Annotated in this window: 14 protein-coding genes; 1 reads left to right on the top strand and 13 read right to left on the bottom strand. The window is 66.8% G+C overall.

All coding sequences use genetic code 11. From position 1 onward, the window contains the following. Nucleotides 1–81 precede the first annotated feature (81 nt). Nucleotides 82–1,347 (bottom strand): urea ABC transporter substrate-binding protein, encoded by a 1,266-nt coding sequence (gene urtA / locus B4I46_RS04205; protein ID WP_043863487.1) that lies wholly within the window; start codon nucleotides 1,345–1,347, stop codon nucleotides 82–84. 246 nt (nucleotides 1,348–1,593) lie between these two features. Here urtA and B4I46_RS04210 point away from each other — a divergent pair, with 246 nt between their 5' ends. Continuing rightward, the gene (locus tag B4I46_RS04210; RefSeq protein ID WP_286898749.1) at nucleotides 1,594–2,124 is read left to right on the top strand and encodes a hypothetical protein; all 531 of its coding nucleotides are present in this window, start codon (nucleotides 1,594–1,596) and stop codon (nucleotides 2,122–2,124) included. Here B4I46_RS04210 and cycA read toward each other — a convergent pair. The 12 genes from cycA to cbiT all read right to left on the bottom strand — a co-directional run. Then, the gene (gene cycA, locus B4I46_RS04215; RefSeq protein ID WP_054916158.1) at nucleotides 2,115–3,536 is read right to left on the bottom strand and encodes a D-serine/D-alanine/glycine transporter; all 1,422 of its coding nucleotides are present in this window, start codon (nucleotides 3,534–3,536) and stop codon (nucleotides 2,115–2,117) included. The genes B4I46_RS04210 and cycA overlap by 10 nt on opposite strands. A gap of 178 nt (nucleotides 3,537–3,714) precedes the next feature. Next, nucleotides 3,715–4,728, bottom strand: coding sequence for a FecCD family ABC transporter permease (locus B4I46_RS04220; protein ID WP_286898750.1), 1,014 nt, complete (start codon nucleotides 4,726–4,728; stop codon nucleotides 3,715–3,717). After that, nucleotides 4,725–5,669, bottom strand: a complete 945-nt coding sequence (locus tag B4I46_RS04225) for an ABC transporter substrate-binding protein (protein ID WP_078479887.1) — start codon at nucleotides 5,667–5,669, stop codon at nucleotides 4,725–4,727. The genes B4I46_RS04220 and B4I46_RS04225 overlap by 4 nt, the downstream gene beginning before the upstream one ends. Next, complete coding sequence (locus B4I46_RS04230; protein WP_100632896.1) at nucleotides 5,666–6,454, bottom strand: ABC transporter ATP-binding protein; 789 nt, start codon at nucleotides 6,452–6,454, stop codon at nucleotides 5,666–5,668. The genes B4I46_RS04225 and B4I46_RS04230 overlap by 4 nt, the downstream gene beginning before the upstream one ends. 97 nt (nucleotides 6,455–6,551) lie before the next feature. Continuing rightward, nucleotides 6,552–8,690, bottom strand: coding sequence for a TonB-dependent receptor (locus B4I46_RS04235; RefSeq protein WP_043863481.1), 2,139 nt, complete (start codon nucleotides 8,688–8,690; stop codon nucleotides 6,552–6,554). A gap of 198 nt (nucleotides 8,691–8,888) precedes the next feature. After that, nucleotides 8,889–10,949 (bottom strand): TonB-dependent copper receptor, encoded by a 2,061-nt coding sequence (locus B4I46_RS04240; RefSeq protein ID WP_286898752.1) that lies wholly within the window; start codon nucleotides 10,947–10,949, stop codon nucleotides 8,889–8,891. A gap of 82 nt (nucleotides 10,950–11,031) precedes the next feature. Beyond that, complete coding sequence (locus B4I46_RS04245; RefSeq protein WP_054916154.1) at nucleotides 11,032–11,448, bottom strand: DUF2946 domain-containing protein; 417 nt, start codon at nucleotides 11,446–11,448, stop codon at nucleotides 11,032–11,034. A 20-nt stretch (nucleotides 11,449–11,468) separates the two neighbouring features. Continuing rightward, nucleotides 11,469–11,939, bottom strand: a complete 471-nt coding sequence (locus B4I46_RS04250; protein WP_043863478.1) for a copper chaperone PCu(A)C — start codon at nucleotides 11,937–11,939, stop codon at nucleotides 11,469–11,471. Between the two features lie 47 nt (nucleotides 11,940–11,986). Beyond that, on the bottom strand, nucleotides 11,987–12,373 hold the full coding sequence (locus tag B4I46_RS04255; RefSeq protein WP_054916153.1) for a DUF2946 domain-containing protein: 387 nt from the start codon (nucleotides 12,371–12,373) through the stop codon (nucleotides 11,987–11,989). A gap of 175 nt (nucleotides 12,374–12,548) precedes the next feature. After that, entirely contained in the window at nucleotides 12,549–13,262 is a 714-nt protein-coding gene (locus B4I46_RS04260; protein ID WP_104572974.1) for a cobalt-precorrin-6A reductase, read from the bottom strand. Continuing rightward, nucleotides 13,259–14,353, bottom strand: coding sequence for a cobalt-precorrin-5B (C(1))-methyltransferase (locus tag B4I46_RS04265; RefSeq protein WP_043863475.1), 1,095 nt, complete (start codon nucleotides 14,351–14,353; stop codon nucleotides 13,259–13,261). Before B4I46_RS04265 ends, B4I46_RS04260 begins: the two co-directional genes overlap by 4 nt. After that, on the bottom strand, nucleotides 14,346–14,892 hold a 547-nt coding region (gene cbiT, locus B4I46_RS04270), incomplete at its 5' end, for a precorrin-6Y C5,15-methyltransferase (decarboxylating) subunit CbiT (protein WP_286898754.1). The genes B4I46_RS04265 and cbiT, both read right to left, overlap by 8 nt.

Genomic DNA, 14,892 nt, shown 5'->3' on the forward strand with positions numbered 1-14,892 from the left:
GTCAAGCCCACTCCTACAGAGTTCGGTGATCCCTGTGGGAGCGGGCTTGACCCGCGATGGGCCGCACGGCGGCCCCCTGCCTCAGTTGCCTTTCACGGCATAATCCGGCCGCTTGTCGTTGCCTGGAATGAACGGGCTCCACGGCTGCGCGCGCAGCGGCTGCTCGGTCTGCCACACCACGCTGAACTGCCCGTCATCCTGGATCTCGCCGATCATCACCGGCTTGTGCAGGTGGTGGTTGGTCTTGTCCATGGTCAGGGTGAAGCCCGACGGCGCCTTGAACGTCTGCCCCGCCAGCGCCTCGCGCACCTTGTCCACATCGGTGCTCTTGGCCTTTTCCACCGCCTGGGCCCACATATGGATGCCCACATAGGTGGCCTCCATCGGGTCGTTGGTCACCGCCTTGTCGGCGCCCGGCAGGTTCTTCGCCTTGGCATAGGCCTTCCAGTCGGCCACGAATTGCGTGTTGACCGGGTTGTCCACCGACTCGAAGTAGTTCCATGCCGCCAGGTGCCCCACCAGCGGCTTGGTGTCGATGCCGCGAAGCTCCTCTTCACCCACCGAGAACGCCACCACCGGCACGTCGGTGGCCTTCAGGCCCTGGTTGGCCAGTTCCTTGTAGAACGGCACGTTGGAGTCGCCGTTGACGGTGGAGATCACCGCCGTCTTGCCCCCGGCCGAGAACTTCTTGATGTTGGCCACGATGGTCTGGTAATCGCTGTGGCCGAACGGGGTGTACACCTCCTCGATGTCCTTGTCGGCCACGCCCTTGCTGTGCAGGAACGCACGCAGAATCTTGTTGGTGGTGCGTGGGTACACGTAGTCGGTGCCCAGCAGGAAGAAGCGCTTGGCCGCGCCACCGTCCTCGCTCATCAGGTATTCCACCGCCGGTATCGCCTGCTGGTTGGGCGCTGCCCCGGTGTAGAACACGTTGGGCGACATCTCTTCACCTTCGTACTGCACCGGGTAGAACAGCAGCCCGTTGAGTTCCTCGAACACCGGCAGCACCGACTTGCGCGACACCGAGGTCCAGCAGCCGAACACCACCGCGACCTTGTCCTGGGTCAGCAACTGGCGGCTCTTCTCGGCGAACAGCGGCCAGTTGGAGGCCGGGTCGACCACCACCGGCTCCAGCAGCTTGCCGTTGACCCCGCCCTTGGCGTTGATCTGCTCGATGGTCATCAGGGCCATGTCCTTGAGCGAGGTCTCGGAGATCGCCATGGTGCCCGACAGCGAATGCAGGATGCCGACCTTGATGGTCTCGGCGGCCTGGACCGTCCAGCTCAGGCCCATCGCGGCAATCGACGCGCTGAGGGTGAATGCCTTGATCAGACTGCGACGCTTCATAGTGCTCTCTCCATGGGATCGAATGGTTCTGCTGGGCAGACCGCGACTTTGTGCAGAGAGCTTTAGCAAGGGCTGTGCCGATGTCGTACACAGGCTTGCCAGCGGCGTGTTCACAAGGTGCAGGGCAGGGTGGGTGCACCGGGATGGCGCTTGCCGTGGTGCAGTACGCGCAAGGCTGCACAGCAATAGTTCACGGCGATGCCTTATGCTTGCGCCCTCACTTCAACTCGCTCAAGGATTTTCGCCATGGAAGCGTCATCGCTGTACTTTCGCTGCAACATCACCCCGGCCCAGTACCAGGCCGCGGTGACCTCACCTGCGGCGGGCTCTGGCGAGTTCGATGACTGGCAGCAATGGCTGGACGCCGCGGAGGTGCACGGGGTACGTGATCTTGACCAGAAGGCGCCTGAAAATGCGGTGGCGCTGGGCGATTTGCTTCAGGGCTGGGTCGACTGCATGTACGGCAGCCTGATGCAGTACGACGAGGCGTCGCAGGTCTGGCAGTTCGCGTTGGTGGAGTTCACCAACAATTACGGCGAGATGATCCAGCTGCTGGCCCCTCTGCGTCAGATGGCGAAGTACGCCAAGCCGGAGTCGGACAGCTTCCTGCTGGTCTATTCGTATATCTGGGGTGATGGCGACAATGCGTTCCTCACCCTGGGCCAGCAGCGCAGCCAGTTTGCCAGCGGCCCTTCGCCCGAACAGCGGGCCGAGGCCGATGGCGTGCTGGAAGGGCTTGCCCAAGCCCTCCAGCAGCAGGAGTACGACTACGACTGACGCGGCGTGGTAGCGGGCACCGGCACACGCGCCTGGCGCTTGCGGCGCACGGTCTGGTAGGTCACGGCCAGCAGCACGAACCACAGCGGCGTCACCAGCAGGGCCTGGCGGGTATCGCTCTCCAGGCACAGCAACACCAGGATGAAGGCGAAGAACGTCAGGCATACCCAGCACATGAAGCGCCCGCCCGGCATCTTGTACTTCGAGGCCTGGTGCAGCGGCGCACGCTCCTTGCGGTAAGTGAGGTACGACAGCAGGATCAGCGTCCACACGAACATGAACAGGATCGCCGACACCGTGGTCACCAGGGTGAAGGCCTCGATCAGGTCGGGGATCACGTACATCAGGGCCGCGCCCAGCAGCAGGCAGGTGCACGAGAAGTACAGGCCGTTGGCCGGCACCTTGCGGCTGGACAGGGTCTCGAAGCTTTTCGGCGCATCGCCCTGCTGGGCCAGGCCGAACAGCATGCGGCTGGTGGAAAACACCCCGCTGTTGGCCGAGGAGGCCGCCGAGGTCAGCACCACGAAGTTAATGATGCTCGCCGCTGCCGGCAGCCCGGCCAGCACGAACAGCTCGACGAACGGGCTCTTGCCCGGCACCACGTCGCGCCACGGGGTGACGGCCATGATCGCGATCAGCGCCAGCACGTAGAACATGATGATGCGGATCGGGATCGAGTTGATCGCCCGCGGCAGGGTGCGCTCGGGGTTCTTCGCCTCGGCGGCGGTGGTGCCCACCAGTTCGATGCCGACGAAGGCGAACACGGCAATCTGGAAGCCCGCGAAAAAGCCCATCAGGCCATGGGGGAACATGCCCGCGTCATTCCACAGGTTGCTCAGCTGTGCACTGGTGCCGGTGGGTGACTGGAAGCCGACGAACACCATGTACAGGCCGGTGCACACCAGCGCCATGATCGCGATGATCTTGATCAGGGCGAACCAGAACTCGATTTCGCCGAACAGCTTCACCGTGATCAGGTTCAGCGACAGCAGCACGCCGACGCAGGCCAGGGCCGGCGCCCATTGCGGCAGGTCAGGGAACCAGAACTGCGAGTAGGCGGCGATTGCGATCACGTCGGCAATGCCGGTGATGATCCAGCAGAACCAGTAGGTCCAGCCGGTGAAGTAGCCGGCCCAGGGGCCGAGCAGGTCGGCGGAGAAATCGATGAACGACTTGTAGTTGAGGTTCGACAGCAGCAGTTCGCCCATGGCACGCATGACGAAGAACAGCATGAAACCGATGATCATGTAGACGAAGATGATCGACGGGCCAGCCAGGCTGATGGTCTTGCCCGAGCCCATGAACAGGCCGGTGCCGATGGCCCCGCCAATCGCGATGAGCTGGATATGGCGGTTGGTGAGGTTGCGTTGCAGGTCGTGGGCCGGGGTGTCCGGCGGTTGCTGGTTGGTCATGGGTGGCATTCCATTGAGGAGTCAGTCTTCTTGTGCGTGAAGCGCTCGCTAGGCTATCACGGGCTTTTGCCCTGGCGAGGTGGCAATACGTCTCAAGTTGGTACGTTCGCACCGCTTTGTTGATCGCGGTCAAGGCAGGATTTCCGGGCCAGGCAAGGGCTCAGCGCCAGGCAGCAGTTCAGCGCCGGCGCATCATGCCGATGAAGAACAGCCCGCCGATGGCTGCCGTGGCGATGCCGATGGGCAGGTCTTCAGGGGCGATCAGGGTGCGTGCGGCCACATCCACCCAGATCAGGAACAGGCTGCCCAGCAGCAGCGACACCGGCAGCAGCCGGCGGTGCTCGGCGCCCACCAGGCGCCGCGCAATGTGCGGCACCATCAGGCCGACAAAGCCGATGGAACCGCTGATCGCCACCAGCACGCCGGTCAGCAGCGAGCAGATCAGAAACGCCAGCAGGCGCACCGAGCGTGCGTTCAGGCCCAGGGTCACGGCGGTCTGCTCGCCGGCCATCAGCGCATTGAGCGCGCGTGCCATGCCCAGCAGCAGGCCCAGCCCCAGCAGCACGCTGGCTGCCGGCACCGCCAGCAGCTCCCAGCGCGCCAGGCCCAGGCCGCCGAGCATCCAGAACATCACCGCCGAGCTTGCACGATGATCGCCCATGAACAGCAGCAGGTTGGCCAGCGCCATCATCACGAAGGCCACGGCCACCCCGCACAGCAACAGGCGGTCGCTGTCCAGGCGGCCATGCCGGCTGGCAATCGCCAGCACCAGCAGCATGCTGCACAGCGCGCCGACAAAGGCTGCCAGCGGCAGGGTCAGCACGCCGATCAGTTCACCCACATGCAGCACCACCAGCACCGCACCCAGCGTGGCGCCGGAGGTCACGCCGAGCAGGTGCGGGTCGGCCAGCGGGTTGCGCGTGAGCGCCTGCAGCACCGCGCCGATCATCGCCAGGCCGCCGCCCACCAGCGCGCCCAGGAGCATGCGCGGCACCCGGATCAGCCACACGATATGTTCCTGGCCGGCGGTCCAGGCGGGCACCTCGGGGGCAATACCGAACACCTTGAACAGCAGCACCCGGGCGACCACCTCGACCGGCACCGGGGCCGAACCGAACCCCAGCGAGAGCACGCACGACACCAGCAGCAGGCCGCTCAGCGCCAGCAGCATCAGGCGATAGCGAGTGTTCATGCGCCGTGCAGGCCCTTGGCGATGGCCTCGATCGCCTCGACGTTTTCCAGGCTCGGCGTGGCGGCCACATAGGGGATGACCACGAAGCGCCGGTTACGCACCGCGTCGACCGATTGCAGGGCCGGGTGCTGTTCCAGAAACTGCTGCTTCTGCGCGGCGGTGATCTCGCCATAGTCGACGATCACGATCACCTCGGGGTTGCGTTCGACCACGCTTTCCCAGTTCACGCGGGTCCAGCTGGCCTCGATGTCATCGAGGATGTTGCGCCCGCCGGCGGCGTTGATCAGCGCCTCGGGCATGCCCAGGCGCCCGGAGGTCATGGCGCGGTCTTCGCCGCTGTCATACAGGAACACCCGCGGGCGCTGCGCCGGCAGGTGCTGCTGCACGCTGGCCACGCGCTGCTGCATCTGCTCGATCAGCTGGCTGGCGCGGGCCTGCACGTCGAAGATCCGGCCCAGGTTGCGCAGGTCGGTGTAGGTGTCGTCCAGGCTCGCCGGCGGGCGCTTCATCACGAACGCGCACGACTCGGTCAGCTCGTACACCGCGATGCCCAGCGGTGCCAGGCTCTGCGGGGTGAGGTCGCCGCCCACGCGCATGCCGTAGTCCCAGCCGGCGAAGAAGAAGTCGACGTTGGCGTTGAGCAGGGTTTCCACCGAAGGGTACTTGCTGGCCAGCTCCGGCAGGCCGTCGAGTTCCTTGCGCAGCGCCGGGGTCACTGCCTTCCAGCCGCTGACGCCGCTGTAGCCGACCATCTTCGTGCGCAGGCCCAGGGCGAGCATCATCTGGGTCATGTTGATGTCGTGGCTCAGGGCGCGTTCGGGGGCCTTGGCGAAGGTCACCTCGCGGTTGCAGCTGTGCACCGTGAGCGGGTAGTGCGTGACCTCGGCCAGGGCCGGGCCGGCGACCAGCAGCAGCGCGGCAAGCAGGGCGGATCGAATCATTGGGGGGCTATCCAGGTGATGCGTGGATGGTCGGCCAGCGGGTGGCGGTCGATCAGCGCCTGAACGCCGAACACCTCGCGCAGCAGCTCGGCGGTGAGGACCTGGTGCGGTGTGCCACTGGCCACGATGCGGCCGTGGTCGAGCACGTACAGGCGGTCGCAGAAGGCGGCGGCCAGGTTCAGGTCGTGGATGCTGGCCAGGGTGGCGATGCGCAGCTGGCGCACCTGGTGCAGCAGGGCCAGTTGGTAACGCGGGTCGAGGTGGTTGGTCGGTTCGTCGAGGATCAGTACGCGCGGTTGCTGCACCAGGGCGCGGGCCAGGATCACGCGCTGCTTTTCACCGCCCGAAAGGGTGGCGAAGGCGTGGTCGTCGAAGCCGTGCAGGCCGACGTCGAGCAGCGCCTGCTGCACACGCTGGCGGTCTTGGCTGCTGTCGCCGTCGAACAGGCCCTGGTGCGGAATGCGCCCCATGGCGACCACTTCGGCCACGCTCAGGCCAAACGCGTCGGGGAACTCCTGCAGCACCACCGCGATGCGCTGGGCACACCAGCGCGGCGATTGTTGCCAGAGGTTGTGGTCGTCGAGGGTGATGTGCCCGCGTTCGGGCGCGTTGAAGCGGTAGGCGCACCGCAGCAGGCTGGTCTTGCCGCTGCCGTTGGGGCCAATGAGGCCGACGAATTCGCCGGGGCGCACCTGCAGGTCGACGCCACGCAGCTGGAACTGGTGGTGGCAGTGGCCGTGGCCTTTGGGGGACCAGTGCAGGTTGTGGATATTCAGGGTGGTCATGTGTCGTCTATTCGGGCCTCTTCGCCGGCAAGGCCGGCTCCTGCAGGACCGGTGTGGTGTGTAGGAGCCGGCCTTGCCGGCGAATGGGGCGACGCGGTCAGAAGGTGTAGTCGGCCGTCACGAAGAACGAGCGCGGCTCACCCAGGATCCATTGCTGGCCGTCATTGTACTGACTTTGCGCGTACCGACGGTCGAACAGGTTGTTCAACTGCAGGCCCAGCGTGGTATCGCTGAGCACCTGCCACGCCACCGAGGCATCCACCACCGTGTAGCTCGGCAGCCGGGTAGTGTTGCCCATGTCGGCATAGCGCCCGTCCACATAGCGCACCCCGGCGCCGGCGCGCAGGCTGTCGGTCAGGCCCTTGCTCAGCCACAGGTTGGCGGTGCGCCCCGGTACGTCGGTGGGGCGGTTGCCGGCCCGCGATACCATCACGCCGTTCACCTCCTGCTCGAACTCGTCATAGCGTGCACGCACGAACGCGGCGTTGGCCTGTACCTGCCAGTCGTGCGGCAGCTGCAGGTCCAGGCTGGCCTCGATGCCGTCGGAAGACTGCTTGCCCACCTGCAGTTGCCGGCCGGTGCCGATCTGCGACGGGTCGTCGGTGAGCAGGTCCTTCTTGACGATGTGGTACGCCGCCAGGGTCCATTCGCCACGCTGCTGCCAGAACTGCTGCTTGACCCCGACCTCGGTCTGGCGCGCCTTGGCCAGGCCGTACTGCTGCTGGTCGGGGCTCAGCGAGATCAAGCCGCCAACGCCATCGGTGCTGGTGGCGTGCTGGGCATACAGCGACGTTTCGGGGGTGAGGGCGAACACCAGCCCGGCCTTCCAGTTGTTGCCGTCCAGGCTGGTGTCACTGCGTGTGTTGCCGGTCACTTCGCTGCGCAGGTCGTTGCGGTCCAGGTGCACCACGTCGCGGCGCACGCCCGTCACCAGCGACAGGCGCTCGGTGAGCTGCAGGCGGTTTTCGGCGAACAGCGCGAACTGGTGGGTCAGGCTGTCGAACTGCGGACGGTACGCCGAATCGCTGGCAAAGCCGCTGCGCTGCGGGTGGCGCAGGTCGATCGGCTCGCCGCCGACGATGCTGTCGTTGAACGGCGCGTTGCTGTTGAGCTGGAAGCGGATGCGGTTGTAGTCGGCGCCCACCAGGGTCTGGCTGTCGAGGCCGAACAGGCTGTGCCTGAAGGTGAAGGTCTGGCGATCACCCAGCTGCTCCTGCTGGTGCTTGATGCCGAAGTTGCCACTGCGCAGCAGTTGCTGGCTGGCCGCATCCCAGGTGTAGTTCTCGGCGTTCTGCCAGCGGCGGTTGGCCTTGAGGTAGTACAGCTCGTTGGTGGAGCTGACGCTGTCGCTGATCTGCCACTCGGTGGTCAGGCGCGTCCACTGGTCGTTGTAGTGCTGCTTGTCGTTGCTGATGTTGTAGTTCTTGTCGCGCAGGCTCTCGCGCAGGTGGCCGTTGATCAGCGGCGTGCCGAAGTAGTTCATCGGCTTCTGGTCGCCATAGTCGTGCGCCAGGGTGAAGGCCAGGTCGTCATTGGCCTGCCAGCGCAGCGCCGCGCTGATGGCGGTGCTGCTGGAGTCGCCGTGGTCGATCCAGCCGTTGCTGCGCAGCTGGTTGATGTTAAGGCGGTAGCTCAGGCTGTCGGTGAGCGAGCCGCCGCTGTCGAGGGCGGTCTGCTGGCTGTCGTGACTGCCGTAGCCCAGGCGCAGGTGGTTGACGATCTCGCCCTCGAAGGGCTTTTTCGGCACCACGTTGACCACCGCACCGGTGGCGCCTTCGCCATACAGCACCGAGGCCGGGCCGCGCAGAACGTCGATGCGTTCCACCGACCAGGTGTCCACCGGGAAGGTCACGGTGCCCATGCCGGTGTACATGCGGTTGCCGTCGAACAGCTGCATCACCGAGCTCTGCCCGGTAAAGCCGCGGGCCTGCAGCGAGGTGCCGCCATCGCCCGGGGTGCCGGTGCGGCTGATGCCGGTACTGCGCGACACGCCGTCCTGTACGCTGCGATCGCCACGTGCACGTACCTGCTCGCCGCTCAGGCTCTCGACGCTGCCCGGGGTTTGCAGGGCGTTCAGGTTCAGGCGCGAACCGGCGCTGGTCGGGGTATCGAGGCTGACCCGCTGTTCGGCGTCGGCCGTGGCGGTGATGGTGCCGGCAGGCAGGGTCAGGGTGTTGGCCAGGGCGCAATCGCACGCGGCCAGCAGGCTCAGGGAGCCGATCAGATACTTGTTCATCGGAAGGGAAATCGCTTGTCCATAAGGCCCGGGCGCGTCGGTGCGCCGGGTTCGAGGCGGGTGTTTTTCGGGGCGTATAATGTAACATTTTGCCGATTGGCGGTAGCGCAGCGTGCTCATGTGCTGCATGAGCAGGGCTCAGGTTGGCGCCGCCGGTCTGCCAGAGGGCGCGGCCAGTGGCCGCGCCCGTGTGGTGCATCAGAAGCTCAGGTCGACCTTGGTCCAGAGGGTACGCCCTGGCTCGTTGATCGCCTGCGGATCACTGGCCGGGTAGCCGAAGCCGGCATTGCCCGCCAGGTTCAGGTGCTCGGCGTAGGCCTTGTCGAACAGGTTGTCGACGCCGGCACTGAGCTTGATGTTCTTGCTCACGCGGTAGGCGCCGTTGAGCGAGAACACGCCGAAGCCTGCGCTTTTCTCGTAGTCCTTGCCCACCACGTTGCCGGAACCCTCGGCGATGCGGTTCTGCGCCGAGACCAGGCGCCACAGCGCACCGGCGCTCCAGGCGTCGCGGCTGTAGGTCAGGCCCAGGCGGCTTTCCAGCGGCGGCATCTGCGGCAGCGCCTTGCCATCGCTGCTGTTCTTGCCCCAGGCGTAGGCCAGGGTGGCGTCGGCTTTCCAGTTGGGCGCGAACTGATAGGCCGCGCCCAGCTCGCCGCCCATGATACGGGCATCGATGTTCTGCGCCTGGGAGCTGAGCATGCCCATCATGCCGGGACGGTAGTCGAACAGGATGTAGTCGCGCACCTGGCCGACATAGCCCGAGGCCCAGGCTTCGAGCTGCTCGGTCTTGTACTGGATGCCCACGTCGAGCTGGGTGGTCTTCTCCGGCTTGATCGAGTCGAACGCATTGAGCGAGCCGGCCGGGCCCGACTTGGGCGAGAACAGCTCCCAGTAGTCGGGGAAGCGCTGGGCATGGCCCAGGCCCACATAGGTGGTGGCCGGGAGGTCGAGCAGGTCGTGCTCGTAGCGCACGAACCCGCTGGGCAGGGTGTCGGCGCGGGTGTTGCCGCGGGTGGCGCTGGCTTCACGAAAATCCTTGGCCGAGGCGCGGTCCAGGCGCGCGCCGCTGACCAGGCGGTCCTGGCTGGAGGTTTCCCAGGTCAGCTCGCCGAACACGCCGTAGTTGTGAAAGTCCGCGTCCTTGGTCCAGGGCTCGGCCTTGTGCGCATCCACGCCCATGCCGCCGCGCTGGCGATGTTCGTTGGTCTGCGCATCGACACCGCTGACCAGGGTCACGTCCTCCCAGCGCCAGGTGGCCTTGAGCCGCCCGCCGAGGGTGCGGCGGTCGACGTTGCTGACCATCGGCCCGGCCATCATGCCGCTGGTGGGCGAGGTGCGCAGGCTGTAGTTGTCCATCACGTGGTCGGCGTAGTTGTAGTAGACCTGGGCTTCGAGCTTGTCGAGCACCCCGCCCATGTTGGATTTCTCAAAGCGCAGGCCCAGGCTTTCGCGCTTGAACTGCGAACCGTCCATGCCGCGCCCGGCATAGCGCGCCTCGCCATCGCCCTTGCCGGCAGTGAGTTCGAGCAGGGTGTCGGCATCCGGGGTCCAGCCCAGGGCCACGTCACCGTTCCACTTGTCCCAGCGCGAGGGCACGGTGTCGCCGTTGCCGTCCTTGTAGTCGTCGGAGCGCGACTGGTTGCCGACAAAGCGTGCATAGCCCTGTGCGTTGCCTGCCGCAGCATCCAGCACCTTGTCGAAGCGCCCGTTGGAGCCGGCCAGCAGGCTTGCGTTGACGCGGCTGCCGAGCTCGCCGAACTGTTCGGGCTCGCGGTCGAAGAGGATGGTGCCGGCCGAGGCGCCGGGGCCCCACTGCACGCTCTGCGGGCCCTTGATCACGGTGAGGCGGTCGTAGGTTTCCGGCGAGATGTACGAGGTGGGTGCGTCCATGCGGTTGGGGCAGGCGCCGAGCATCACGCCGCCGTTGGTAAGGATGTTCAGGCGCGAGCCGAACATGCCGCGCAGCACCGGGTCGCCGTTGGTGCCACCGGCGCGGATGGCCGAGAAGCCCGGGATGGTCTTGAGGTAGTCGGCTCCGTCGCTGGCCGGTACCGGCTGGCGTGGGTCCTTGGGGTTGGTGACGATGGTCAGCGGCGAGCTGGGCGCCACGGCAGTGATCACCGTGGGGCTCAGTTCGGCGTGGTCGTGGCCTTCGTGGCCGCTGTCGGCGGCCAGGGCCACGTGGCTGAACAGGGTGCCGCACAGCAGGGCGATGGTGCCTTGCAGCGACAGGCGCAGGGTAACGGTAGAGCCGGACATAGTATTTCCAACATCGTGTGGTCGTGAGGGTGCGCAAGAGCCTCGGCAGCAAGCCGGGCCCTGGGGCGCATGCAAAGTGGGTTCAGACGACGATGTGGGCAGGTGGCGCGCGGCTGCGGGCGCCGGGGAAGATGGCCTGGCGCGCATGGCCCTGGCGCGGCTGGGCGCGCAGGGTGGTGTGGGGCGAGACGGCCTCGGTGTCGAGCAGGCTGAGCGTCTGCGGCAGCGCCGGGCAGTGGAAGAACAGGCTGCAGTAGCCGCACTTTTCCCAGATGACGTGCAGCGCTGCCGGGTTGTCGGCCGGGCTGCTGGCGTGGCTGCCTGAGTGGCAGTCCATGGCCATGTCCATGCCGGGCATGGAGGCACGGTGATCCATCGGCATCGACTGGGAGACCAGTGGGCCGATGAAGATCATCAACATGGCGAACAGGCTCAGCCAGCTGCCGCGTGCTCGTTGGAGGTCAGCGGGGCGGGCGAGCCTGCCGCGGGGCAGGCGCATGGCGTGCAGCCGTCAGCGAATCAATGGCTGTGGGCGGTGCCCTCGGGGGCCTGTTTCTGCACGGCCACTTCGACCGTGATGTTGCCGGCCTTCTGGAAATGCAGGGTCAGCGGGAAGCGCTTGCCGTCGCTGAGCAGGCTGCGGTCCTTGGGCTGCATCAGCATCACGTGGTAGGCGCCGGGGGCGAACACCAGGTCGGCGCCGGCGGGGATGTCGACACCCTGCACCTGCTGCATCTTCATCAGGCCGTCCTTGTGCACATGCTCGTGCAGTTCGGCGTTGTCGGTGATCGGGCTGTCGACGCCGAGCAGGCGGTCGGCGCTCTTGCCGTTGTTGTGCACGATGAAATAGGCGGCCACGTTGGGGGCGTTGGGCGGCAGCTCCTGCGACCACGGGTGGGCGATATGCAGGTCGCCCACGGTGTATTCATGGGCGTTGGCAAAGGTGGCGGGCAGCAGCAGGGCGGCCAGCAGCAGGGCGTTCTTGAGCATGGTCAATCTCCGTTCGGGTCAGGTTCGCAACTGGTAGCGTAGTGAACTCAGGCCTGGGGGGAGGCGCGGGGATTGAGCGCGGGCCATTGCTGGCGTGGCGTGGGGTGGTAGCTGGCGAGTAGCGGTGACGGGGTGTTGAGGGTGTGCTCGGACGTCACCAGCCGTGGCGGGTGGCCGGGCAGGGCCAGCAGCGGGGCAGTGCCGGAGCAGCACCAGCAGTGCTGCATGGTGGAGTGGTCGTCGTTCTGCTGTTGGCCGTCGGGGGCATTCAGCGAGATGGCGATCATCTTGGTCACGCCGCTGGAGCAGAAGGTGCCCCACAGCAGTTGTTCGGGTTGGGCTTTTGCAGCGGCGGCGGACAACGGCATGGCCAGCAGATTGAACAGCACTGCGAAGCAGGCGATCCAGGCGTAGGCGAGCCGGTGTGCGGGCATGGGGAGATCCGGTCAGGAATCGAGTGGGGCTATTTAGCCAGATGTCGAAGTATATGTAAAAAAGCCGGGGTGTGATGGAGTGTCGCAGGTGGGGTAACTGCGTCGACAGCGCATCTATCCTTCCCCTGACCTTGTGTCAGCCTTTTTTGATCGACTCTGGAGCTGTGTGCGCCCGTCAAAGCGCCGCCAGCACATCGGCCACCCCCACGAACTCCCGATCCATCCCCGCCAGCGCCGGCCGCTTCAGGATCAGTACCGGCACACCCCGCTCGCGCGCCACTTCGAGCTTGGGCTCGGTCGCGGCGCTGCCACTGTTCTTGCTGATCAGCACATCCACCCGGCAACGCTCGAACAACGCCCGTTCATCCTCCAGGCGAAACGGCCCCCGCGCGCCGATCACTTCGCATCGCGCATTCCCCTCGCACGCCTCCAGCGCGCGCAAGGTCCAGAACTGCTGCGCGGGTATCTCGTGCAGGTGCTGCAACGGCTCGCGCCCCAGGGTGAACAAGGGCCGGCGAAACGGTTTCAATGCCTCGATCAACTGCGTCCAGTCCGCCACTTCCCGCCAGTCGTCACCGGCCTGCGCCTGCCACGCCGGGCGCCGCAACGCCCAGCATTCAACCCCGGCCAGGCGCGCTGCCTGCGCCGCATTGCGGCTGATCTGCGCCGCATACGGGTGGGTCGCGTCGATCACCAGACCGATGCCTTCGGCCCGCAGGTAAGCGGCCAGGCCCTCGGCTCCACCATAACCGCCCACCCGCACCTGGCACGCTAGGTCGCTGGGCACCCGGCCGATACCGGCCAGGCTGTAGACGTGCTGCGGGCCCAGCTGACGGGCTATCAACAGCGCCTCGGTCACGCCGCCCAGCAACAGGATGCGCCGGCTCATCGAACACCCGCCCGGCCGACGATGCCGCCCTGGCGGTCGATGGCGAACACCTCCACCTGTACCTGCGCCGGCACCACGCTGCGGGCGAAAGCCAGCGCGTGCTCGCACACCGCATCCCCCAGCCCGACCCCCGCCGCACTGGCCAGGGCCAACGCCTGCTGGCTGGTGTTGGCGCCGATGATCGCCGCCTGCAACGCGGCGTCGGCACCCACCGCCGCCGCCCAGCCAGCCAGTTGCGGCAGGTCGATGCTCGAATGCCGGCTGTGCAGGTCCATGTGCCCGGCCGCCAGTTTGCTGATCTTGCCGAAGCCGCCGCAGATGCTCAGCTTGCCAACCGGCACCTTGCGCAGGTGCTTGAGCACCGCGCCGACAAAATCGCCCATCTCGATCAGGGCGATGTCGGGAATGCCGTAGACCCGGCGCATGGTGTCTTCGCTGGCATTGCCGGTACACGCGGCAATGTGTTCGTAGCCATTGGTCTTGGCCACGTCGATGCCCTGGTGGATCGAGGCAATGTAGGCCGCGCAGGAAAACGGCCGCACGATGCCGCTGGTGCCCAGAATCGACAGCCCGCCGAGGATGCCCAGGCGCGGGTTCATGGTCTTGAGGGCCAGGCTGTCGCCGTCCTGTACGTTCACGGTGACCTCGAAGCCCCCCGCGTAATCGCACTCCAGCGCCAGACGCTGCAGGTGCTCGGTCATCATGCGCCGCGGCACCGGGTTGATCGCCGGCTCGCCCACCCCCAGCACCAGCCCGGGGCGGGTCACGGTGCCCACGCCGATGCCGGCGACAAAACGTACGCCCGGCTCGGCCAGCAGCCGCACCTGGCTGTAGAGCAACGCGCCATGGGTCACGTCGGGGTCGTCGCCGGCATCCTTGAGGGTGCCGGCTTCGGCGCCTGGCCCGGCCAGCCGACAGAACTCCAGGCGCATCTGCACCTGTCTGCCCTTGGGCAGGGTGATCTGCACCGCGTCGTCGCATTGCCCGCTCAACAACAGGCGCGCCGCCGCCAGGCTGGTGGCGGTGGCGCAGCTGCCCGTGGTCAGGCCGCTGCGCAGCGGCGCCGGCTGTTCTGCGGTTTCGTCACGCATCGAGGGGCTTTACCACATCAAGCAGGGTGATCGGCAGCGCCTGGCGCCAGGTGTCGAACTCGCCCAGCGGCTGCGCCTGGGCCACATGGATACGGGTGAGCTCGCCGCCATGACGTTCGCGCCAGCTCATCAGCAGGGTCTCGCTCTGCAGGGTCACGGCATTGGCCACCAGCCGGCCACCGGGGCGCAGGTGCGCCCAGCATTCGTCCAGCACGCCCTCGCGGGTCACGCCGCCGCCGATGAAGATCGCGTGGGGCCGCTCCAGGCCCTGCAACGCCTGCGGGGCGCGCCCGCGCACCAGTTGCAGGCCAGGCACGCCCAGGGCGTCGCGGTTGTGTTCGATCAGTTGCTGGCGGCCGGCGTCGGCCTCGATGGCCAGCGCCCGGCAGCTGGGGTGGGCGCGCATCCATTCGATGCCGATCGAGCCGCTGCCGGCGCCCACGTCCCACAGCAGCTCGCCCGGCTGCGGGGCCAGGCGGGCGAGGGCCGTGGCGCGCACGTCGCGCTTGGTGATCTGCCCGCAGTGCGCGCCCTCTACG

The sequence above is a fragment of the Pseudomonas sp. UBA7500 genome (genome assembly GCF_002478435.1).
Classification (GTDB): Bacteria; Pseudomonadota; Gammaproteobacteria; order Pseudomonadales; family Pseudomonadaceae; genus Aquipseudomonas; species Aquipseudomonas palmensis.